General features: G+C 60.8%; 20 protein-coding genes and 1 pseudogene. 8 read left to right on the forward strand and 13 right to left on the reverse strand.

Translation table 11 applies throughout. From position 1 onward, the window contains the following. Positions 1–78: 78 nt before the first annotated feature. The 10 genes and pseudogenes from QMB98_RS00760 to QMB98_RS00805 all read right to left on the reverse strand — a co-directional run bounded on the left by QMB98_RS00760 (position 79) and on the right by QMB98_RS00805 (position 10,888). On the reverse strand, positions 79–2,133 hold the full coding sequence (locus QMB98_RS00760; RefSeq protein ID WP_371683716.1) for a CocE/NonD family hydrolase: 2,055 nt from the start codon (positions 2,131–2,133) through the stop codon (positions 79–81). A gap of 18 nt (positions 2,134–2,151) precedes the next feature. Next, on the reverse strand, positions 2,152–2,982 hold the full coding sequence (locus QMB98_RS00765) for a hypothetical protein (protein WP_371683717.1): 831 nt from the start codon (positions 2,980–2,982) through the stop codon (positions 2,152–2,154). A gap of 58 nt (positions 2,983–3,040) precedes the next feature. Continuing rightward, positions 3,041–3,709 (reverse strand): annotated as a pseudogene (locus tag QMB98_RS00770) (peptide MFS transporter); the annotation flags it as partial. 530 nt (positions 3,710–4,239) lie between these two features. After that, a complete protein-coding gene (locus QMB98_RS00775; protein ID WP_371683735.1) occupies positions 4,240–6,747 on the reverse strand; it encodes an ABC transporter permease in 2,508 nt (835 codons plus the stop codon). A gap of 17 nt (positions 6,748–6,764) precedes the next feature. Next, positions 6,765–7,526 (reverse strand): ABC transporter ATP-binding protein, encoded by a 762-nt coding sequence (locus QMB98_RS00780; RefSeq protein ID WP_371683718.1) that lies wholly within the window; start codon positions 7,524–7,526, stop codon positions 6,765–6,767. Positions 7,527–7,606: 80 nt separating this feature from the next. After that, positions 7,607–8,152, reverse strand: coding sequence for a dihydrofolate reductase (locus QMB98_RS00785; protein WP_371683719.1), 546 nt, complete (start codon positions 8,150–8,152; stop codon positions 7,607–7,609). Continuing rightward, positions 8,149–8,943, reverse strand: coding sequence for a thymidylate synthase (locus tag QMB98_RS00790; RefSeq protein WP_371683720.1), 795 nt, complete (start codon positions 8,941–8,943; stop codon positions 8,149–8,151). The genes QMB98_RS00785 and QMB98_RS00790 overlap by 4 nt, the downstream gene beginning before the upstream one ends. A 352-nt stretch (positions 8,944–9,295) precedes the next feature. Beyond that, on the reverse strand, positions 9,296–9,721 hold the full coding sequence (locus tag QMB98_RS00795; RefSeq protein WP_371683721.1) for an Hsp20/alpha crystallin family protein: 426 nt from the start codon (positions 9,719–9,721) through the stop codon (positions 9,296–9,298). 259 nt (positions 9,722–9,980) lie between these two features. Beyond that, positions 9,981–10,400 carry an OsmC family protein gene (locus QMB98_RS00800; protein ID WP_371683722.1) on the reverse strand — a complete coding sequence of 140 codons (420 nt, stop codon included), beginning with the start codon at positions 10,398–10,400 and terminating at the stop codon, positions 9,981–9,983. After that, the gene (locus tag QMB98_RS00805) at positions 10,397–10,888 is read right to left on the reverse strand and encodes a DUF2505 domain-containing protein (protein WP_371683723.1); all 492 of its coding nucleotides are present in this window, start codon (positions 10,886–10,888) and stop codon (positions 10,397–10,399) included. Before QMB98_RS00805 ends, QMB98_RS00800 begins: the two co-directional genes overlap by 4 nt. Before the next feature lie 52 nt (positions 10,889–10,940). On the opposite strand from QMB98_RS00805, the gene QMB98_RS00810 reads away from it, so the two are divergent. Further along, positions 10,941–12,365, forward strand: a complete 1,425-nt coding sequence (locus QMB98_RS00810) for a sensor histidine kinase (RefSeq protein ID WP_371683724.1) — start codon at positions 10,941–10,943, stop codon at positions 12,363–12,365. Between the two features lie 191 nt (positions 12,366–12,556). On the opposite strand, the gene QMB98_RS00815 is transcribed toward QMB98_RS00810, so the two are convergent. Then, positions 12,557–12,805: a WhiB family transcriptional regulator gene (locus QMB98_RS00815; protein WP_371683725.1), complete on the reverse strand. Its 249-nt coding sequence runs from the start codon at positions 12,803–12,805 to the stop codon at positions 12,557–12,559. A 145-nt stretch (positions 12,806–12,950) separates the two neighbouring features. On the opposite strand from QMB98_RS00815, the gene QMB98_RS00820 reads away from it, so the two are divergent. Next, the gene (locus QMB98_RS00820; protein ID WP_371683726.1) at positions 12,951–13,337 is read left to right on the forward strand and encodes a hypothetical protein; all 387 of its coding nucleotides are present in this window, start codon (positions 12,951–12,953) and stop codon (positions 13,335–13,337) included. A 178-nt stretch (positions 13,338–13,515) separates the two neighbouring features. Here the strand turns inward: QMB98_RS00820 and QMB98_RS00825 are convergent, their stop codons facing one another. Then, entirely contained in the window at positions 13,516–14,211 is a 696-nt protein-coding gene (locus QMB98_RS00825; RefSeq protein WP_371683727.1) for an SOS response-associated peptidase, read from the reverse strand. Positions 14,212–14,496: 285 nt separating this feature from the next. Here QMB98_RS00825 and ligA point away from each other — a divergent pair, with 285 nt between their 5' ends. The 3 genes from ligA (at position 14,497) to QMB98_RS00840 (ending at position 17,695) form a co-directional block, all read left to right on the forward strand. Next, positions 14,497–16,875, forward strand: coding sequence for an NAD-dependent DNA ligase LigA (ligA, locus tag QMB98_RS00830; RefSeq protein ID WP_371683728.1), 2,379 nt, complete (start codon positions 14,497–14,499; stop codon positions 16,873–16,875). Positions 16,876–16,994: 119 nt separating this feature from the next. Further along, positions 16,995–17,489: a DUF2975 domain-containing protein gene (locus tag QMB98_RS00835; protein WP_371683729.1), complete on the forward strand. Its 495-nt coding sequence runs from the start codon at positions 16,995–16,997 to the stop codon at positions 17,487–17,489. Continuing rightward, a complete protein-coding gene (locus QMB98_RS00840) occupies positions 17,489–17,695 on the forward strand; it encodes a helix-turn-helix domain-containing protein (RefSeq protein WP_371683730.1) in 207 nt (68 codons plus the stop codon). Before QMB98_RS00835 ends, QMB98_RS00840 begins: the two co-directional genes overlap by 1 nt. A gap of 130 nt (positions 17,696–17,825) precedes the next feature. Here the strand turns inward: QMB98_RS00840 and QMB98_RS00845 are convergent, their stop codons facing one another. After that, positions 17,826–19,085, reverse strand: a complete 1,260-nt coding sequence (locus tag QMB98_RS00845) for a phosphatidylserine/phosphatidylglycerophosphate/cardiolipin synthase family protein (protein WP_371683731.1) — start codon at positions 19,083–19,085, stop codon at positions 17,826–17,828. An 85-nt stretch (positions 19,086–19,170) separates the two neighbouring features. Between QMB98_RS00845 and gatC the strand changes: the two genes are divergently transcribed. The 3 genes from gatC to gatB are packed head-to-tail and all read left to right on the forward strand — an operon-like array spanning position 19,171 to position 22,454. Further along, positions 19,171–19,470 (forward strand): Asp-tRNA(Asn)/Glu-tRNA(Gln) amidotransferase subunit GatC, encoded by a 300-nt coding sequence (gene gatC / locus QMB98_RS00850; protein WP_371683732.1) that lies wholly within the window; start codon positions 19,171–19,173, stop codon positions 19,468–19,470. Further along, positions 19,467–20,963: an Asp-tRNA(Asn)/Glu-tRNA(Gln) amidotransferase subunit GatA gene (gene gatA, locus QMB98_RS00855; protein WP_371683733.1), complete on the forward strand. Its 1,497-nt coding sequence runs from the start codon at positions 19,467–19,469 to the stop codon at positions 20,961–20,963. The genes gatC and gatA overlap by 4 nt, the downstream gene beginning before the upstream one ends. Beyond that, a complete protein-coding gene (gene gatB / locus QMB98_RS00860; RefSeq protein ID WP_371683734.1) occupies positions 20,964–22,454 on the forward strand; it encodes an Asp-tRNA(Asn)/Glu-tRNA(Gln) amidotransferase subunit GatB in 1,491 nt (496 codons plus the stop codon). Positions 22,455–22,685 lie beyond the last annotated feature (231 nt).

Here is a 22,685-nt window from a genome sequence, read left to right on the forward strand (position 1 = left end):
GTCCGGGCCTATCCAATCAGACTTCAAAGTAATTCGCGCAGGTCACGGCGCAACGTCCAGGTCAGCGCGACCGAGCTTCTACGACGTCTCTCGCGGGATCTTCTTGGTCCAGGTCTTGGAGAAGATCTCCTCGTCCTTGTTGAAGCAGTGGACGATCGACTCGGTGTAGAAGAAGTCGGCATCGCAGCTGATCCTCGTGTCCGCGGTCAGGGACGCCTTCCAGTCCTGCTCGGGACGCTCCAAACTCACCTTCCACTCGGCCTCGGTACGTGCCGAGGTGGGATCATCCCAATTGATCCAGTACCGCTCGACCGAGTCCTCCGTGAAGTGCAGACCGTCCGGATAGATGCGTGTGCCGCCGTAGGAGGGGTCGGCTTGTAGGATAGTTTCTCGGGCTGCGATGTCGGTGGAGATGAGCCGCTCGGGACGCCTGCTTCCGGCTCGTCCCGCCTCCGGGTACTCCACATCCAACCCAACTGGCTGGACCGGCGGATCGAAGGTGATGGATGCATCCAGCTTTGCGTCGTCCGTCCCTTCCATCGGGATCCTCCGCTGAGGCAGAACAAGGGACGACTGCGCGAGGTCGAGCGTCAGTCCCTGTGCTTCCGGCTGGGGCCAGATCCACGGCCAGTAGGCCGTCGATAGCGACAGTCGGAGAATGTGGCCCGCCTTGAAGTGGTAGCCGATTCCCGTGAGGGGGAATACTGCATCCACCCACTCGCCCACGGGCATGGGAACAGCCTTGTCGCGGCCCTCTCGTGCGCTCAGGTTGAGGTTGCCGCGAGTGACGAGGGTTGCTGACCCATCGGGTGCCACGTCGACGAGGCGGGCATAGATCTGCCCCTTCTCTGCCCTTGACTTCACCCGAACGAGAACGGAGCCGTTTCCGAGGATCTCGAAGCTCTGCCCCACGGGGAAGTCGAACGTGACGCTGCGACCATCGTCCTCACGCTGGTCCGTGGGAAGGTCGGCCGTGTTGCCGTAGGGGAAGTAGCGTCCCGATCCGGTTCCGGTGTTCTGGGGCGAATTGATGAGGACCGCGCCGCCCGTTTGGGCGGCGGACACCTGGCCGTCGTCGAGAGTGAGCTCGAAGGGGCGGATATTGGGGGATGGCCAGGACGTCTCGGCCACCCACCTGCCCGGGATCTCCTCGTAGAACGAGGAGGGAGGAAGAGAATCGGTGATCCAGGTGCGCAGGAGAGGCTCCTCCATGACACCCGTGTCCTCATCCTTCAACCACGTGCCCCACCACTTCAGGGTTTCGCCGAGAAAGTCGATGTGGGGTCCGGGCCGCAGGTCGCGGTCGGGGTACTGGTGTGCCCAGGGGCCAAGGAGCCCGCGCACGTTCTTGCCGCGTTTGGAGAGTTGCTCCACGAGACGCAGGACGGTGTCGCGGTAGGGGTCGTACCAGCCACCCACAGCCAGAACCGCCGCATCGATCGCGTCGTAGTCCTCGCACACGGATCCGTGCTTCCAGTAGTCGTCACGCACCTGGTGGCTCATCCACTCATCAATGTAGGGCTCCATGCCCTCCAGGCGTTCCTGCCACTGATCCAGCCACTTGTCACCCCAGACTCGGATGTCCGGCGGGCGGGACTCGAAGGCCAGCATCGTCGCAGCCCAGGCATGCATGTCCACCGCGAGCATGGAACCACCGAAGTAGTGGACGTCGTTGTCGTAGCGGTCGTCGGTGGAGCAGGTCGTGACAATGGCCTTGAGCGGCTCCGGCTTCAGGGCGGCGAGTTGGAGGGAGTTGAAGCCACCCCAGCTAATGCCGAACATGCCAAGCTTGCCGGTGCACCAGTCCTGAGACGCAATCCAGTTGATCACCTCAACACCATCGGCGTGCTCCTGGGCGTCGTACTCGTCACCGGGGATCCCCTCGGAGTTGCCGTGGCCGCGAATATCGACGCGGATCGAGGCGTAGCCGTGCCCCGCGTAGTACGGGTGCCGCTCGTGATCGCGCGGGGCAGTCCAGTCTCCGGCACGGTAGGGCAGGTACTCGAGAAGGGCGGGAACCGGTTCGTCCGTTACCGGCATCCACGCCTTCATCCACAGTCTCGTCCCATCAGAGAGCGGGATCCAGTCCTCCACGATCGTTGTGTCGTAAGGGAAGTCCTTGATGTATTCCACGGTTGTCCTTTCTGCCGCCTAAGCGACCGAGGTCATGCGCTTCTTGAGGTAGGGAGTAAGTGCCATGAGCAGGAGGCCGTAGGCGACGACCACGAGTCCCTGAATGCCGAAGTAGAAGACCGAGCTCTCCAACTCGTAGAACTTCACCACCTGAGCCTGGATGCCCTGGGCGAGAGCCATCGCAGCAAACCAGAGCGCCATCGTCTGCGAAGCAAAGGCGCGGGGTGCCAGCTTCGTCGTGGCCGACATGCCGGAAGTTTGGAGGGTGAGGTCACCGAGGCCGAGGAACACGTAGCAGATGACGAGCCAGGCACCCGACATGAGGGCACCACCCGGGGTCAGGCTCGCACCGAGCGCCACAACGAGGAAGCCGATGCCACCAAGAACGGCGCCGAGACCGACCTTGGCCGCGACGTGGGGTTGGCGGGAACCCAGTTTGATCCACAGCCACGCCAGCACGGGACCCATGATGATCTCGACGATCGCGGCGAGGGAGATGTACCAGGTGGAGGGGTAATTGAATCCGAAGATCTCGTTATCGACACCGTTAAGTGCGAGCAGGTTGAGGGTGTTGCCGGACTGGAAGTACAGCAGGTTGTACAGGACGAGCGCGCCGAGGAGGAGCAGGTAGGGAAGGAGGTTGGCGCGTTCCGTGGGAGTGACCTTGGGGGAGCGGTACATCCAGATAAAGAACACGGCCGGCACGATGATCGTGAGCGCCGTGATGATGTTGACCAGGGCGGAGAGCGCATCGTCCTGGGAGAAGGCAAAGATGAGGGACACGACAACGGCGGCGGCCACGAGACCAACGAGGCGCCACACCGTCACATCCATCGTTGAAGTTCGCACGAATCTTCTCGCCACGGGAGCGGCCGGCCAGGTGCTTCGAGCCAGCAATGTACTGGATGACGCCGAGGACCATGCCGACAGCGGCAGCGAGGAAGCCCGTATGCCACGAGTAGGTTTGGCCCAGCCAACCGGCCACGAGAGGACCGGCGAAGGCGCCACTGTTGATGCCGGCGTAGTAAATCGAGAATCCACTATCGCGCCTGTTATCGCCCTTCTCGTACAGCTCACCAACCATCGAATTGATGTTCGGCTTCAAAAGGCCCGTACCGATGATGATGAGGCCAAGGCCGGACCAGGTGGCCCACTCGACGGGCATGCCCATGAGGATGTGGCCGGCGGCAATGATGATGGCGCCCCAGAGCACGGCACGATGCGTGCCGGTCATGCGGTCCGCTATCCACGCACCAATGATGGAAAGCAGATACAGCAGGGCACCGTAGGCTGCCACAACGGAGGAGGCGACCTCCTCCGTGTACCCAAGGCCGCCGTTCGCTACTGCGTCCGACAGGTAGAGGACAAGGATCGCTTGGAAACCCAGGTACGAGAACCGCTCCCACATTTCAACGCTGAACAGCGTCATCAAACCACGTGGATGACCGAGGAACGACCGGTCCGCCCGCGCCTCCCTGTCGGCTTTCTTGGCGGCCCGGCGGGCCCTTGCAGTCTCCGCTTTTTCGGCGCTCTCAGCGGACGAATTGGGCGGCAGATTCGATGTGTTGTCGGACATCTCCACGGGGCCTCTCACCTAGACAGTGCCGTTTTTCCGCCACGTTAGGGAGCGGAAAATCGTTTCCTTACCAATTTGAGGTACTCCTTTACCCTATTGGGGTTTGGCAAGTTCGCACTGGTTTCCGGTCATTTGCCCAACGCGGTCCGGTAAGAAATGTCCCGGCCACGGTCAAAATCCTGAGCAAATCCGCCACTTTCTCGATCCGGAGTTATCGGTGAGCTCGCGGGGATTAGAGTGAATGCCAACTGTGTAGAAACACTTCCTCAGAACATCAATTCAACGGTGTTGAGTAATTGTTGCGCCGTCTCGTGATGTGGGAGCAACATTGCGCGACCACCGAGGTTGATGGAGCTTTCTGTCCGATTCCGAGCTCAATCCATCGAACACGGGGAAGTGATGGGTAGTGAAGTGAAGGGAAGAGATGGTAGTGACGTGAAGGAAGGTCTGGCCCGCGCTCGCGGACCAGACCTTCCCAGCTGGTGGCTCGTCGTTCAGAGCCGGATGCTACCGCCTGCCACGGCCTGCCGTTACTCGGTGGCGATGGCGTCGAGCACGTCGAGGCGCGCCGCCCTGCGGGCAGGGAGGACGGATGCGAGAGCGCCGACGAGGACGGCGAGGAGCAGGATGACTCCGAGCGTACCCCAGGGAACCACGTTCATCGCGGTGGAATCGTCCGCCAGGTACGTGTTGAGACCGACCGCGAGCGGGATACCGACAAGGATGCCGATGATGGCTCCGAGGAGGGAGAGGATGATTGACTCGATGAAGATCGAGGCGCGTACCCCCGCCTTGGAAAGACCGATTGCTCTGAGCAGGCCGATCTCTCTCGTGCGGTCCGAGACGGACAGGGACAGGGTGTTGACGATGCCGAGAGCGGCGATGACGATCGACAGACCAAGGAGTGCATAGAGCATGGTGAGAACCATGTCGATGCTGGCAGCGATCTGACCAACGTACTCGTCCTTGTCGAACACCTGGAACAGGTACATGTCGCTCACGGCGTCAATGACGTCCTGCTTGACGGTATCGATGTCGTAGCCGTCCGCAACATCGATGAGGATGATCCCGGTGCTGACCGAGTCGAGCTGAAGGGACGAGAACACCTCCTCGCTCGAGTAGAACGGGGTGTTGACCAGCTCCGTGGAGATGATGGCGGTGATCTCGAAGGTCTTCGGTGTGCCATCGGCCAGGATCAGCGAGGCTTCGTCACCGACCGCGATGTCCTTGGAGTCCGCGTACGTGTCGCTGACGGCAAGAGTGTCATCAGTCAATGAGTCGAAGCTTCCTTCGACGAACTCGAGTCCGAGGGGCTGGGTCGTGTGCTCGGTCAGGGCCACGACCGTGGCGGCCTCGGGCTGGTCTCCGGCGATGAATGCCCGCCCGGACTTCAGTGACGCATCGACGTTCGCCACCCCGTCAACGGCCTCCATGCGCTCCACACCGTTCGACGGATCTGCGATCGCCGTGTTGGTGGTGACAACAAGATCCGAGGTCACGGAGGACTCGATGATGTCGGACAGCGACGCCTTGAGGGACGTGGCGAGGGTTGCACCGGTGGCGACCAGTGCAACACCGATCATGAGTGCGGAGGCCGTGGAGGCGGTCTTGCGTGGGGAGGCCACGGTGGATTCGGCCGCGATCTTGCCAACCACGGGGAACAGCTTCCGAAGCGGCCATCCCAGCACCGCCACGGCGGGCTTGATGAGCCCCGGGATCAGGACGATGAGGCTGATGATGATGAGGGCCGCGCCGATGCCAAGGAACCAGCCGGCCTGATCGGACACCCGCAGAGCTCCCACCGTGAAGCTGGCGATGCCGAGAGCAAACATGACGGTGCCAAGAATCGTGCGGAACTGCAGGGACTTCTCGGTTGCTCCCGAGGTCTCTCGCATTGCCTCGATCGGAGGAATGAGGGCTGCGGCGCGGGCCGGCAGAAGGGCCGCGATGATCGTGACGATGACACCAACAACCATGGAGGTGGCGATGATCGAGGCAGTCATGATGAGCTCGGCGTCGAGTGGCATGCCGTAGGACTCGAGCATGGCTCGGATGGCGAGGACGAGGCACTGGCCGGCCACCACACCGACGGCGGATCCGACGAGTCCAATGACGATGGCCTGGACGAAGACAACCGTGAACACTTGGCGCGGGGAGGCGCCAACGGCCCGCAGGAGTGCGAACTCCTTCTGGCGCTGCTTGACCGAGATCCGGAACGTGTTCGTGATGATGAAAATGGAGATGCCGAGTGCGAGGGCAACGAAGATCAGGAGGAAGGTGTTGATCATGTTGAGGACGCTTGCGACGGCCGCCTCGGTTTCCTGCTGCATCTCCTCCGCGGTCAGCACCTCGTAGTTGTCGGGCAGGACCTCCAGGATGTCGTCACGGACTGTCTCCGGATCCCCATCTGTTACGACGACGATGTTCGACACCATGCCATCGGCTCCGAAGTACTGCTCGGCCAGATCCGGGTAGAGCATGGTGACCGAGGCGCCCGCCATGGGGCTGCCAAAGGACAGGAGCCCCACGATCTCCACGTCCATCGGTTCTCCGCCGATGAGGAGAACGGTCGTGTCCCCAACCTTGAGGCCCGAATCCTCGGCCGCTCCCGCCTCGAGTACGACCTCGTTCGAGTTCTCGGGGCCGCGGCCCTCGGAGAGTCGTTCCTCGTCCGTGGCCGCAACCCAGTTGAAGGCGAGGGCGGGGGCCTGCGCGAGATTGACGGGCTGATTGTCGTGATCAAAGATCATGGCGGTGCCGATGTAGTTCGGGTACGCACCCTCCACACCCGGCACCTCGTTGATCTCATCCGCGAGTGATGCGCTGATCGGCATGTTGCCACCCTCGTAGGCGAGATCAGCGTCGACGGGTTCGCCGCGGACGGTGAGGTCGCCCGTGGCCGTGCTTGTCGTCAGCTCCTGGAAGGTCTGCCCGAGGACGTCACGGAAGGCAAGCGTTCCCGACAGGAAGGCGATGCCGAGCATGACGGAGAGGGCTGTGAGGAAGAATCTTCCCAAGTGTGCGCGGATCCCGCGCATCGTCACTTGCCACATGGCTACCGACCGTTCCGGAGAGCATCCAGCACGCTGTCACGCGTGGGGTTGCGGAGCTCGCCAAGAATCTGACCGTCGTGCAGAACAACCACCCGGTCCGCCCACGCGGCCGCGTCGGGTTCGTGGGTGACCATGACAACGGACTGACCAAGATCGTCCACGGAGGTGCGGAGGAATTTGAGGATCTGCTCGGTCGCGGTGGAATCGAGGTTGCCGGTTGGCTCGTCAGCAAAGACCACGTCGGGGGAGCCAACCATGGCCCTCGCACATGCGACTCGCTGCTGCTGACCACCGGAAAGTTCGCTCGGCCGGTGATCGAGCCGATCGGCAAGGCCCACGGTCTCGACAACGTGATCGAAACGCTTCTGGTCGACCTTCCTGCCGGCAATCGTTGCGGGCAACATGATGTTCTCGCGGGCCGTCAGCGTGGGAACGAGGTTGAAGGACTGGAAGATAAAGCCGATGTTGTCGCGGCGCAGCTTAGTGAGCTGCGATTCCTTCATGGCAGTCACTTCCTTGCCGTCGATGTTGACGGTGCCTGCGGTTGCCGCCTCGAGCCCTACGATGCAGTGCATGAGGGTGGACTTGCCGGATCCGGAGGGTCCCATGATGGCGGTGAGTTCCCCGCGACCAATGTCGAGGTCGATGCCGCGCAGGGCGGGAACCTCGGTTGTTCCCATGCCGAAGGTTTTCTTGAGATGACGGACTGTGACGACTGGATCTGAGATGGGGGCAAGTTCGCGTGTGAACGCTGGAGTGGACATGGGAAATCTCCTCAAGTAACGGTCTTCCTCATTAAGTAAACCAATGACAAGGTATCCGATACATGGGGCGTTCCCCTGAATTAACCCTGAGAATGATCAGGTTCCAAGAGGGGGTCTTCAGTCCACGGGCTGGATCCGCGCCGCGCAAGCGCCGTGAAACGGTACCTAAGTCCCGTCCTTGAGGTGAGCCACCCTCGGTCCGGTTCCGCACCCACGACATCCCAGTTCGGAAGCTGCGGAGCAAACGCATCGGCCCCCGGCACGGCAAGATCAATATCGGTGACAACGATGCCATCGAGGTAGGGCATGGCGGCCTCGTAGACCTGTCCGCCACCCATGATCCACGCCAGTTCGCCGTCGAACATGTCCCGCACCTCTTCAATGGAGGACACGGTTTCACATCCGGGGAATTCCCGGTCGCTCCGGGTCAGGATGATGTTCCTGCGGTTTGGGAGGGGCCGGTACTTCCCGCCCAGGGAGTCGTAGGTGCGCGAACCCATGATGACGGGGTGGCCGGAGGTGAGTCTCTTAAAGTGTGCGAGATCCTCGGGCAGGTGCCACGGCATTGCGCCGTCCTTGCCGATAGCGCGGTCGTGGGCCTGCGCCCAGATAGCCACCAGGCTCATACGGCAACCGGGGCCTTGATGGCGGGGTGGTGCTGGTAGCCGACAGTGAAGATGTCGTCCATGTCGTACTCAAAGATCGACGGAGCCTTCTTCAGATCCAGGGTGGGGAACGGGTATGGTTCCCTGCTCAGTTGCTCCTCAACCCGGGCCACGTGGTTGTCGTAGATATGGCAGTCGCCACCCGTCCAAATGAACTCTCCGACCTCGAGGTCGGTCTGCTGAGCAATCATGTGGGTGAGGAGCGCGTAGGAGGCGATGTTGAAGGGGACGCCAAGGAACAGGTCGGCACTGCGCTGGTAGAGCTGGCAGGACAGCTTTCCATCGGCAACATAGAACTGGAACATCGTGTGGCACGGCTGCAGTGCCATGTCATCCAGATCCGACACGTTCCAGGCCGAGACGAGAATTCGGCGCGAGTCGGGGGTGTTCTTCAGCTGATCGATGACCTTCTGAATCTGGTCAATGTGCTGACCGTCCGGGGTCGGCCACGACCGCCACTGGTAGCCGTAGACGGGTCCGAGTTCGCCGTTCTCATCGGCCCACTCATCCCAGATCGTGATCCCGCGTTCCTTCAGCCAGTTAATGTTCGTGTCGCCACGAAGGAACCACAGTAGCTCACCCTTGACGGCCTTCATGGCCACAAACTTCGTGGTGATGCGAGGAAATCCCTCGGCCAAGTTGAATCGCATCTGGTGCCCAAAGACTGACCTGGTGCCGGTACCTGTCCGGTCAGACTTGTGGTTGCCGTTTGCCAGGACGTGGCGGAGCAGATCTTCATACGCTGTGTTCACCCCGCCAGTGTAGGCCAGTTACTTGGACCGTGAGTAGACCCAGGGACGGGTGAGCCGGGAGTCGAGACTGGGGACACAGGAAGGAGCGATAGGGTCGGATAACCGTCTGCCGGCGATGCGACTGAGCGGGATCGCACCGGCGCACGTCCTTGATTGGGAGGGGAAAGCCGAGCAGGCGAGCAACGGCGCCCGCCGCTTGTGGCACTCCTTCTGAAGGTGTCCAACTAGGGGAGTTCTTGCTGCGGAGTAGAGATACAGGTGTGCCCTCAACCAGCGGATAGTTCTGGTTGAGGGCACAGGACTGAAGAATGCAAGGTTCCTAGTCTGCCGCTAGGTGCTTGCTTGCGCCTTCTTAGTTGGCGTCGATGGTCTTGGACTCCGAGGAGCTGGTGTTGACCGAGATCTTGCGGGGCTTTGCCTCGTCCGCGACCGGGAAGGTGAGCGTGAGAACGCCACCGTCGTAGGTTGCGTTGATCTTGTCGACTGCAACTCCGTAGCCCATCGTGAGCTGACGAGCGAAGGTGCCGGTGGGGCGTTCCTTCGAGAGCCACTCAACTTCGCCCTGACGGGCCTTGCGCTCTGCGCGGATGGTCAGGGTGCGGTCATCGATGTCGATGTCGATGGTCGAGGGGTCCACGCCGGGGAGGTCGAGTTCTGCCACGTACTCGTCACCTGTGCGGATGAGGTCCATCGGCATGCCCGGGCCGGTTGGGCGAGCAAAGCCAGTGGAGGAGAAGAGTCGTTCAATGTCCTGGAAGGGGTCATTACGTCGTGCCATGTTGTCACACTTTCAATCTGTCCGGTTCGGCTTTCGAACCTGCTGATATAAGTATCGAACTCCGCATGGGCAGAGTCAAGTAAACTTGAGTCAAGTTCACTCAAGATGAACAAGCTCGTTCGTGTCAACTTTTGACGTGGCGAAATCTGGCGGATTCCGTGGTGGAACTTTGTGCTTGAACGACTGATGGGACCCCGTGTGGGATCCCATCAGTCAAGTTGAGTATGGCAAAAGCTCGGTCGGATCCAGCTGTCTCGATTTAGCTCTCGGGCGGTGCGGGCGTGCGGTTCACGAGCTCGAAGGTGCTTTGTGCCGATGCCTCGAGGGTGCGTCCAACGGTGCAGGAACGCTCGACCGCCGCATCGACCTTCTCCTTCAGCTTCTCCAGCTCCTCAGGAGAGAGCGAGGACAGGTTAAGGGAGAAGGTGGTGGCGATGGCGGAGTAGCGGTTCTCGTCGGGAACCCTCTCCGGTTCAACCTTGAGCGTGACCTGAATGTCGTCGCCGAGGGCGTAGGTGAGTCTCGCATCCATCGACAGCCCCGCGCACGTGGCGGCTGCTAGTTGCAGGAGCTCGCCGGGGGAGAAGACCTCGTGCGCCTCAGGATCACCGATCTTGACGATGGCGCCGCGATCGTTCGTTGCGATCCATTCCCGCACCCCGCTACGAACTGCTTTCACTGCGCCTCAATGATCTGCTGAACGAACTTATGATCTCCGGAGAGGAGCTCGTCAACTTTGGAGACGGCGACCTTTTCGAGCTTTGCTCCAACGAAGGGAACCGTCACCTTGACGTCGCCAGCGAACGTGCACTGAGTGCCCGATCCAGTCGAGGTCAGGGTCTGGGTGAGGGTGACGGATACGGGGAGGGAGCCCACATCAACAGTGAACTGGGCTGAGGCGGTGTCGGGGCCGGTGCCATCCCACTGTTGAGTGATGGTGGCGTTGATGTCGCGGCTGATGAGCTTGCGTGCCTTGTCGGGAAGCTGAGAGGCGGGAACCACGAGTGTGGTCACGGCCTTCGGCCCACCGTTTCCGCTGGTCACGGTGTGGCTTGGGGCGGCTAGATTGCCTGCCTTGGTCCGTGCCACGGCCAGCTCTTCGGAGAGATAGGCCTGCTGGACTGAGGCGAGATCGGCAGAATATGAGATTGTGCGTTCAACGCGCATGAATTCTCCTGTCAGGACGGGATAGGCTAGCCGTGTGCCAACGCTTACCAACATGATAAATCAGGCAGGGACCCTCGACGCTGAGGGAGTGGAGCACCTCCACCAACTCGTTGCCGACTGGCATCCGCTTGCCGATGTCACATTCTCCGATCTTTTCATTGTTTTGCCGACGAAGGACGATGAGATGCTCATCGCCGCGCACTGTCGTCCTGCAACGGCCGGAACCGTCGAGGGAGAGGATGTGGTCGGAAACCCCGTTCCTCCCTCAATCGACAAGCAGGTCCGCAAGAGCTTCTTGACCCAGCAGCCGCTGCAGTCCGGTGTCGATCACGTGCGCTTCCGCATCGTTCCCATCGCAACTCGCGTCCAGAAAGTCATCGGCATTCTCGTTGTCGCCTCCGACGACCGCACAGAACGTCAGCCGGATGCTGTGCAACGAAACTACGCAGAGATCACCGAGTCGATGCTCAGGATGATTTCCAATGGCGAGTTCCCGGGTGATGGTGTGCCGACGGGCCTCCGCCACGGAACCCCGCGCGTTTCCGATGGTCTCATTCACCTCAATGCTGACGGTGTCGTTCTGTACGCCTCACCCAACGCGATTTCGGCCTTCCACCGCCTCGGGGTCAGGGGCAGGTTGCCGGGCAAGATCCTGGCCGAGCTCGTGACCGAACAAATGCAGTACTCATCGAGCGTCGACGAAATGTTGCCGGTCGTGCTTCTCGGCAAGGGATCGTGGGTGACCGAGGTGGAGTCCCGGGGTGTTGTCATCTCGCTTCGTGCCATTGAACTGAAGAACAGGGGTGCACGCACCGGAGCCATGCTCATGTGCCGTGACGTGACGGAACTGCGTCGTTCCGAACGCGAGCTCATGACGAAGGACGCGATGATCCGCGAGATCAACCACCGCGTCAAGAACAATCTGCAAACCGTGTCGGCGCTGCTCCGCCTGCAGGCGAGGCGAGTTCAGGACCCCGCCGCAAAGCAGAACCTGGACGATGCTCAGCGACGGATCTACACCATCTCCATGGTCCACGAGGCGCTCGCTCGCACTGGTGCCGACAAGGTCGAGTTCGATGAGACCTTTGCGAGGCTCATGCGGCTCGCAGCGGGCGTCGCGACCACGGGTCAGCACGTCACAACCCGCTTCGAAGGCTCCTTCGGCACCGTTCATTCCGAAGAAGCAACGTCCCTTGCCGTGGTCCTCAACGAGGTCATCACCAACGCCGTCGAACACGGACTCAAGGGCCGCGACGGATCCATCGTCGTTCGCGTACACCGCGACGGTGACGAGCTTGATGTCGTCATCGAGGACGATGGCGTCGGCATCAAGGAGGGCGAGCACGGCTCCGGCCTCGGAACCCAGATCGTCGAAACGATGATTAAGTCCGACCTTCTTGGCACGATCAACTGGAGTCCCGGTCCCGAACGGGGAACCGTCGTCACCATTCAGGCGCACATGAGGCACCGCGACTAGCGCACGAGGCACCTCAGCTAGGTCGACTGAGGATTAAGTCGAACCTGCTCGTACATAAACTGGAATTAGGAACCGCAATTGAGGGGAGCCCGCCGCGGCAGGGCTCCCCTCAATTCTTGGTCTTTGCGGAGTTCCGTAGAAACGACTGGGGTGGCGAGTTTCCTCGCCACCCCAGGCCAGTCATCTCTTGCTTATGAAGCGCGACGAGCGCGGGCGTTGCGGCGCTTAAGGGAACGACGCTCCTCCTCGGACATGCCGCCCCACACTCCAGCATCCTGGCCGGTCTCGAGAGCCCACTTCAGGCAGGTTTCGCGCACTTCGCAACGATGGCATACAGCCTTGGCCTGCTCAACCTGAGCCAGAGCCGGGCCAGAGTTTCCGATCGGGAAGAATAGCTCGGGGTCTTCAGTGAGGCAAGCCGCGCGGTTGCGCCAATCCATATAAAATCGTCTCCTTGTATCCGGCTTCTATACCGGCTGAACATCTAGTTCATTACCTTGTCACGAGGATCGCGAACGGTAAAGAGTTAATTGAGGATAAACACCGGTGGATTATGTCACAGGGCTCGAAAGGTAGTATTGGCACATGCAAAAAGGAAAGTTGCTACGCGCGGAGGGACTTGCGGCCCTTGGAGTTGCCCTCGAAGCCCTCGTTCTTGGCATCTGGTCGATAACAGTGCTGGTCTCGGGCTTGTCCGGGGAAACTGTGGTCACGGAAGACGGTAGCGACACCGCTCTCGGAATCTTCATGCTGGTCGTCGCGATACTCCTGGGCAGAGTCGGGTGGGCGGTGTGGAAGGACGTGCGATGGGCGACGGGCCCAGCCATCACTCTCCAGGTTCTCCTCATCGGCGGGGCGGTCATCTCAACCGACTTCCTTCCCATCCCCGCAATCGGAGCAATCATCCTCTACGCGGTGCTCGTCGCCGCTGCCCTCATCAACGTTCGGCGACAGCAATTCGCTGCGGAATAGGCTTAACAGCTCATTCCGAACAACTGAAGCAGAAGGTGGCGAGGATAAAACCCGCCACCTTCACGATCTCGCTCGATCTCGGCGGGGTAATCGACCTGGCTGCCAATTAAGACGACTTGCCTGTCAGCGATTCCGACCCGAGCCTTCTGCACTCAGACAAACTTCCCCAGGGAGCGCCTTAGCCAATGACCTCATCGGCGGGAATCTCCACGATGTTCTCGGGAGTGTTCACTCCGACCTTGCCGATGTCGTGACGAACGGGAATGGCCTTGAGCTCGGGATTGGGGTGGGAGAGGATCTCGAGGGCGTGATCCGGGCCCTCGGCCAGGGGATCCAACCAATCGGAGAAGTCCTCCTGATCGAGGATGCTGGGCACGCGCTCGTGAATGTCGGCAAGCTGCTCCGCGGCGCGAGTGATGATCGTCGTCGAGAGGATCCACTCCTCGCCATCCTTCCACCACGAGTACAGGCCAGCGAAGGCCAAAGGTTCGCCGTCGGCTCGGGTGATGTAGTATGGCTGCTTTCTGCTCCCAACCTTCTTCCACTCGTAGTAGCCATCGGCCGGGACAATGCATCGGCGTTTCTTGAGAGAAGGAGCGAAGGAGCGCTTCTCCGCAATCGTCTCGCTTCTCGCGTTAATCATCTTTGCCGCAAACGACTTGTCTTTCGCCCACGGTGGGAGCAGACCCCAGTGAGCAAGGTGAGCCTCACGCTTCAGACCCTCGTCGTACCGCTCAACAATGATCGGCACGCTGGTCGTGGGAGCCACATTGTAGTTCGCGGGCCTCTCAAGAACCCCCTCGGTCAAGAAGTCCAAATCAAACAGACCCGGCTGCTCATCGAGGCGAGTAAAGGTCGCATATCGTCCGCACATGGTGACCACACTAGTGGAGGCGCACACAGGCGACCAGAGAAGACAGATAACCGGACCAGACGTGTCAAGACCAAAGCAGACTTGTCGCCAGAGAAGGTAGCCAGTCTGAGAAGGTAGCCAGAGAAGGCCGCTTGCCAGAGATGACAGCTAGCCAGAGAGGACAGCCAGAGTAGACAGTTTTTCAGAAAAGTCGTTCGTGGAATTGGAGAAGTCGGGATTGCGGGGGTTCGCGTCCCCAGCTGTCCTTCCCGAGAGTGTGCCGCCACCTCAGGCTAAACTGTCGGCGTGAGTACCAAAGACTTCCAATCCGCTCTCGCACGATGGCAGGAACTGGCCGAGATCATCCGCCCAGCTCAAACCGCCTACTACAACGATGAGCGCGGAGAATCCCCGCTGTCCGACTCCGAATACGACGTTCTCATTCGGGAAATGAGGGGACTGGAAGAGACCTACCCTCAGCTCAACACTCAGGACTCACCCACCCGCAACGTCGGTGCGGTGATCAATGAGGGCGCTCGCGGTGAGGAAGGTGCAGACTCTCCTGCCGCCTTCTCTCCCGTGCGCCACAGGGAACGCATGTACTCCCTCGAGGACGCGTTCAGCACCGAGGAAGTTGCAGCGTGGTTTGAGCGTGTGTCGAAGGCCGAGGGCATCGCAACATCCGACATTGAGGTCGTGTGTGAGGCAAAGATCGATGGCCTTGCACTCAACATTCGATACGAGAACGGGGTTCTTGTTCAGGCGGCTACCCGCGGTGATGGCACCACTGGTGAGGACGTGACGGCCAACGTTGCCACCATCAAGGCCGTACCTCAGAAGCTTGCTGGGGGAGGCTGGCCCGAGATCATCGAGATCCGAGGCGAGGTTTTCATTCCGCTTGCCGACTTCGCGACCTTCAACAAGAAACTGGAAGACGAAGGTCAGCGCGTGTTTGCGAACCCGCGCAACGCGGCTGCGGGCTCGCTGCGTCAGAAGAATCCCGAGAACACGGCCTCGCGCCCGCTCTCTTTCATCGCCCACGGCATTGGGTTTGTTCAGGGGTCGACCGATCCCGTGACGAGCCAACTTGAGATCTACGAACGCCTGGGTAGCTGGGGCATTCCGGTCTCTCCCTACACGAAGCCGGTCACGGGCCTCGACCAGGCACTTGGCTTCATTGACGACCTGGGGAAGCAGCGCACCGAGCTGATTCACGGCATGGACGGCGCGGTCATCAAGATTGCTTCGCGGGCGCAGCAGGCCGAACTCGGCTACACCTCCCGCGTGCCCAGGTGGGCCATTGCCTACAAGTACCCGCCGGAGGAAGTGCACACGAAGCTCCTCGACATCGGTGTACAGGTAGGCCGTACCGGGCGCGCCACTCCGTTCGCGATCATGGAACCCGTCCTCGTTGATGGCTCCACCGTCTCGCAGGCCACCCTCCACAATCCGTCCGAGGTTGCTCGCAAGGGCGTGCTCATTGGTGACACCGTCATCCTTCGCAAGGCCGGCGACATCATCCCCGAGGTCGTGGCACCTGTCTATTCGCTGCGAACGGGGGAGGAGAAGGAGTGGGTCATGCCGTCCCACTGCCCCAACTGCGGCTCCGTTCTCGCCCCTTCCAAGGAGGGTGAGGCGGACTGGCGTTGCCCGAATGCGAAGTCGTGTCCTGCTCAGCTGACGGAACGTCTCGCCCACGTCGGCTCCAGGGGCGCCCTCGACGTTGAGGCGCTGGGCGCAGAGACGGCCCTCATGCTCACCAATCCTGACGCTCGTAGGGAGCTCGCCATCGCCTCTCTTATTGCAGGCCATGACCTCAGCATCGATGGGAAGAAGGTGAGCCTCTCGAGCAAGGCCGCCAAGGCCGCGATCGCAGAATTTGGCGAACCCACCCCTGGCGACATTCGCCCCGAGATCCTTCACGTGCTTGGGATCCCCGATCCGCAGGAACCCGTGCTGGAGAACGAGGCCGGTCTCTTTGACCTGACCGCTGACGATCTGCGCGACGTATTTGTGTGGACGGAGCAGCGAGTCAAGGGCGAGTTCCTCGGCAACTACCGCTATGCCAGGGCGGCGTGGACGAAGCCGATGCTCGACAAGGAAGGGAATGTCAAGAAGGAATCGCTTCCAACCAAGTCCACCGAGACTCTTCTCAAGGAACTCGAGCTGGCTAAGGAGAAGGACCTGTGGCGCAAGATCGTTGCCCTCTCCATCCGCCACGTGGGACCAACTGCAGCCCGCGCCCTCGCCACTCACTTCGGTTCTCTCGATGCCATCGCGGAAGCGAGTGTTGAGGAACTCTCCACCGTCGAAGGCGTGGGACTCACCATCGCCGAATCCATTCGTGAATGGTTTTCCGTTGACTGGCACCGGGCCATCGTCGATCGCTGGAGGAAAGCTGGGGTGGTGTGGGAAGAGGAAGCGAGCGAGGAGCTCCCGCAGACCCTCGCCGGTCTCACCATTGTTGCTACGGGCAGTCTTGAGAGCTACACGAGAGACTCCGTCAAGGAAGCAATCGTGTCCCACGGAGGTAAGGCCTCATCCGGTGTATCCAAGAACACCGACTACGTGGTGGTTGGCGAGAACGCAGGCTCCAAGGCAACTAAGGCTGAAGAGCTGGGAATCCCCATCCTCGACGAGGAAGCCTTCACCAAGCTGCTCGAGAACGGACCCGAAGCAGAATAGGGGTCAGTGATCCGAAGCTGCGGTGTTATTAACGAACGATTTGACGCCTGACGGCTGAACGACAGTCTAAGAGTTCTTCACCTATTGACTTTCGATAGATATCTATCGATACTCGATATATGGAACTTGACCTGCCTCGCCCGCCACGTGCTCTCGTGCTCGTCACTCAGGCGCTCCTCGGCGTGCTATTTCTTGTTGGTATTGGCGCGATTGCGCTACTTCCCGCCTTTTCCGCAGAGGTTGCCGAAACGGTACCGGAATATGCGGACTTGCGAGTCCCACTGCTTGCGCTGTCGATCGCGTTCACTCTTCTCGGCCTCATCGCCGTTGTCTTGGTCGGGCTGCTGGTTCACCGGATTTATAGAGGCATCATTCTGACGCCGACCTCGGTGCTGTGGGTGGATGTTCTCGTCACGATGTTCATCTGCGCCGTCATCCTGATCGTGACCGCTTTCTTTGCGATCAGTGACGGTCAGGCGGGTAGCCCCTTCCTTGCCCTCATCCTTGTGATTGCCTGCCTTGGCTTCATCGCCACCTCCTGCATCACCCTCGTGCTGCGGTCGCTGCTCAAGAGTGCGATAGCTATGCGCAGCGAGCTCGACGAGGTGGTCTGATGACAATCCGAATCAGCATTGACCGGATGCTCGTGGAACGGGGCATGAGCGTGGGCGAGTTTGCCGACGCCGTCGGAATCACCCCTGCCAATGTCGCCGTTCTGAAGAATGGGAGAGCAAAGGCAGTGCGTTTCACAACGCTGGACGCGATCTGTCGGGTTCTCGAATGTCAGCCCGGGGATATTCTCCACTACGAGGCATCGTAGGGCGGACCTTCGTCATCGGCGCGACGAAGCAAGAGAGCTGATGACGAAGCTAGCGTGCTTTTTTATTAGGCGACGCGACCGTACTGCCCTCAGTTCTACGCGCCACCCTCAGTGCAACCTGAGTGGCTTGTTAGAGGACGATGCCGAGGGGACGGAGGATCGACTCGAGGAGGCGGGAGAGGAATGGGCGGCGCTCCCACTCCTTCTCGGTGAGCTCACGCGCGTTGGTGAGGTCCAATTCAAAGACTTTCTCCATGAGCTCCGCATGCGAATCGGAATAGATCTCGACGTTGATCTCGTAGTTGCCTCGCATGGAGAGGGCATCGAGGTTGGCGGTTCCGACCGTCGACCACTTGCCGTCCACCGTCAGGGTTTTGGAGTGAACCATGGCGCCCTCGAAGAGGAAGATGCGGACGCCGGATGCGAGGAGACCCTCGTAGGAAGGGCGGCCCGCCCAGTCCGCGACGATGTGGTTGGAGTACTCGGGAATGAGAACGCGAACATCGACGCCTCGCTGCGCGGCGGCGATGAGTGTTGCTTGGAGGTCGCGGTCGGGAATGAAGTAACCCATGGTGATCCAGGCGCGCTCCGATGCTCGATCGACTGAATCGAGGTAGATGGAACGGATCGGGTAGGAAAGTCTGGCCGGCAGGTTCTGGACGGCGCGGAGCTCCGAGCTCCACTCGGATGTACCGCGGTCGGTCAGTCGTTCCTCGCCGCGAGGGCGGTGGATGTTCCACATGTCGATGAAGGCGTTCTCGAGCTCCCAGCTCTGCGGGCCCTCGAGACGGATGTGCGTGTCGCGCCAGTGGTCGGCGTAGAGCTGACCGACGTTGTATCCGCCGATGTAGGAGATCGTCGAATCGACGATGAGGAGCTTTCGGTGGTCGAGGCCGGAGTGGCGGACGAGCCCGATCATGCGGCCAAGATTGAAGAAGGGGAAGCGGAGAACGTGCAGGTTCTCGTGCTTGGGGAAGTAGCGGAAGCGGGGATCCTGGTTGAGATTCCCGAATACGTCAACAATGATGTAGGTCGCGACACCGCGTTCTGCTGCAGCGATAAGGGCGTCACGGAACTTCTGTCCGATCTCGTCAGCCTTCCAGATGTAGGTCTCGAAGTAGACGGATTTCGTGGCGTTGTTGATGTCCTCAAGCATCGACTCGTACAGGTCGTGACCAAACATGAAGGTCGTGATCTTCGTGTTGTCGACCGCGGTCGCTTTCGGGCTGAAGTGCGGGAACTCGCCGGTGGGAGGCTCTCGGCGCTTGCGTCGTTCGTCAACGGCGATGACCGCCGTCACTGCTGCAACCTGAAGACCTACCGTGGCCGTTGCTGCAGTCTTGGCGTAGTTCCACAGTTTTTGACCCGGTGGCAAAGAGAGTCTTCCCATGGTGAGCATTGTACGGGTATGAAATAGCGAGATGGTGACCCATGCTTGAATATCAAGGATGTGCCTGTGGCATTAGACTGTGCACATGTCCTCTTTTTCTACTGATGAGGTCGCCCGCGTGGCGGCGCTCGCACGTATTGCCCTGACCGAGGAGCAGATCCAGCGGTACGCCAACGAACTCGACGTCGTTGCCAATGCCGTTGCGAAGGTCTCCGAAGTCGCAACCCCCGAGATTCCCGCAACCTCGCACCCGATTCCGCTGACGAATGTCATGCGTGACGACGTTGTCGTGGAGGGCCTGAACCGGGACGACGTCCTGTCGCAGGCTCCGGAAAGCGAAGACGGAAAGTTCCTGGTACCTCAGATCCTCGGGGAGGAAGCGTGAACGAACTGCTCACCAAGTCGGCAACTGAACTCGCCGATCTGCTTGCGGACGGCACCATTACCTCCGTCGAACTGACGACCGCTACCCTCGAGCGCATCAAGGCACTAAACCCGACACTCAACGCGTTCCTTCACATCGATGAAGAAGGCGCGCTCGCGACGGCTCGTGAGATTGACGAGAAGAGGGCTGCGGGGGAGAAGCTGGGACGACTCGCAGGTGTCCCCATCGTCATCAAGGACAACATTGTAATTAAGGGAATGCCGACCACCTGTGCATCGAAGATGCTGGAAGGCTGGCTCCCGCCTTACAACGCAACCGTGATCGACAAGATCCGTGAGGCGGGACTGCCGATCGTCGGTAAGACGAACATGGACGAGTTCGCCATGGGTTCGTCCACGGAGCACTCCGCGTATGGTCCCACGAAGAACCCGTGGGACATCGAACGCATCCCCGGTGGCTCCGGCGGTGGTAGCGCCGCGGCAGTAGCCGCCTACATGGTGCCCCTCGCGCTGGGTTCCGACACCGGTGGCTCCATCCGTCAGCCCGGTTCCGTCACCGGAACCGTGGGCGTCAAGCCCACCTACGGTGCCGTGTCCCGCTACGGCCTCATCGCCATGGCTTCCTCGCTCGACCAGATTGGTCCCGTCACTCGCACCGTGGCCGATGCTGCGGCCTTGCAGGAGATCATTGCCGGCCACGACGAGCTGGACTCCACGTCCTTCACCAACGAGGTACCGGCGCTCGAGGACATCGTCGTCAAGGTTGGCGCGGACCGCGTCAAGGGCCTGAAGATCGGTATCGTCGAGCAGCTCTCCGGGGAGGGCTTCGATGAGGGAGTGAAGGAACAGTTCGATGCGGCCGTCGCTCGCCTCGAAGAAGCTGGCGCCGAGGTTGTCACGGTCTCGTGCCCCTCGTTTGAGTACGCACTGTCCGCCTACTACCTGATCATGCCCGCCGAGGTGTCCTCGAACATGGCTCGCTTCGATGGCATGCGCTACGGCCTGCGCGTGGAACCCGAGGAGGGTCCCATCACGGCTGAGCGAGTCATGGCGGAAAGCCGCGGTCAAGGATTTGGCGATGAGGTCAAGCGCCGCATCATCCTCGGAACCCACGTTCTCTCCGCAGGTAACTACGACGCCTACTACGGTGCGGCGCAGAAGGTGCGTACCCTCGTGCAGCGCGACCTCGATGAGGCATTCTCGCAGGCGGACGTTCTCGTGACACCGACTGCTCCGACCGTGGCGTTCAAGTTCGGCGAGAAGATGGACGACCCAATGGCCATGTACCTCAACGACTTGGCCACGATCCCCGCGAACCTCGCCGGCATCCCCGGCCTGTCGGTTCCGTGTGGCCTGTCGGAGGACCTGCCGGTGGGCTTCCAGGTGCTCGCACCGACCTACCGTGATGACCTGATGTACGAAGTTGCGGCCGCGGTTGAGGCTGGCGCTGGAGATATTTCCGGGTCCTGCCCGGCTAAGGATTGGGAGAACTAAATGACTGAGCTTTTGGATTACGCAACTGCTGTCGAGAACTTCGATCCTGTTCTCGGTATCGAGGTCCACGTCGAACTGGGCACCGAAACCAAGATGTTCGATGGTGCCCGAAACGCCTTCGGCGGGGAACCGAACACGTTCGTCACCCCGGTGTCGCTCGGCATGCCCGGATCGCTTCCGGTCGTCAACCGCAAGGCAGTGGAGTACGCGATCAAGATTGGTCTCGCCCTCAACTGCACCATTGCAGAGTCGTGCCGGTTCGCGCGTAAGAACTACTTCTACCCCGACCTGACGAAGAACTACCAGACCTCCCAGTCGGACGAGCCGATTGCACGCGACGGTTGGATCGATGTTGTTCTTGACGATGGTGACGTGTTCCGCGTCGAGATCGAGCGTGCCCACATGGAAGAGGATGCAGGTAAGAACAGCCACGTTGGTGGAAGCGGACGCATTCAGGGTGCCGACTATTCGCTCGTTGACTACAACCGAGCAGGCGTTCCCCTCGTCGAGATTGTGACCCGCCCGATTCCCGGTGCCGGAGCTCGCGCACCCGAGGTCGCAGCCGCCTACGTCAAGACTCTGCGTGACATCTTCCGTGCACTCGACGTGTCGGAGGCGCGCATGGAGCGCGGCAATGTCCGCGCCGACATCAACCTGTCGCTGCGCGAGACCCCCGAGTCACCGCTCGGTACCCGCACCGAGACGAAGAACGTCAACTCGTTCACCGCGATTGAGCAGGCAGTCACGTTCGAGATGAGGAGGCAGGCCAAGATCCTGTCCGAGGGTGGCAAGGTCACGCAGGAAACCCGTCACTTCCACGAGGAGGACGGCTCAACCTCCTCCGGTCGCGAGAAGTCGGATGCTGAGGACTACCGCTACTTCCCCGAACCCGATCTCGTGCCGGTCGCTCCTTCAGCCGAGTGGGTGGATGAGATTCGGCGGTCGCTTCCCGAGCTTCCGAACGCGAAGCGCAAGCGCCTCCAGGCAGAGTGGGAGATCTCGGATCTCGAGCTCCGCGACCTCGTGAACGCTCAGGCACTCGACATTGTCGAGGCCACGGTCCTTGCCGGTGCGACTCCAGCAGCCGCACGCAAGTGGTGGACCGGTGAGATCGCTCGTTACTGCAACGAGAACGGACTCGCCCTCGACGAAGCGCCGGTCACGGCAGAGAACATCGCTGAACTCGATGGCCTTGTCCAGTCCGGAAAGCTCAACGACAAGCTGGCCCGCCAGGCACTCGAGGGAACCCTCGCGGGTGAAGGTAGCCCGGCAGAGGTTGCCTCAGCCCGCGGTCTCGAGATCGTTTCCGATGATTCCGCGCTGGAAGCAGCCGTTGAAGAGGCCATGGCCGCCAACCCCGACGTCGTCGAAAAGATTCGTGGTGGCAAGGTTCAGGCAGCCGGTGCTCTCGTTGGTGCAGTCATGAAGGCCACGCGTGGCCAGGCTGACGCCGGACGGGTCCGGGAGATCATTCTGGCGAAGTTCGCTTAGCCAAAAGCATGAGAAGAGCGGGGTCGCATGACCCCGCTCTTTGCGTTTCCGCAGGTAAACGGGGAATGAACTGAGTGTGACCTGGAATGGTAACTAGGGTCACCTTCAAATAATTTGACGGGGTGGTGTGGTTTGGCCTAACTTTATCTAGTTGCTTCCGGCGTTGGTCGGTTGGGATTGTCGCGCGTCAGACTATGTGGCAGGGGTAGTTAGTTGTTGAAATTACCCTTG

This window comes from Flaviflexus sp. (genome assembly GCF_041440645.1).
Lineage (GTDB): Bacteria > Actinomycetota > Actinomycetes > Actinomycetales > Actinomycetaceae > Flaviflexus.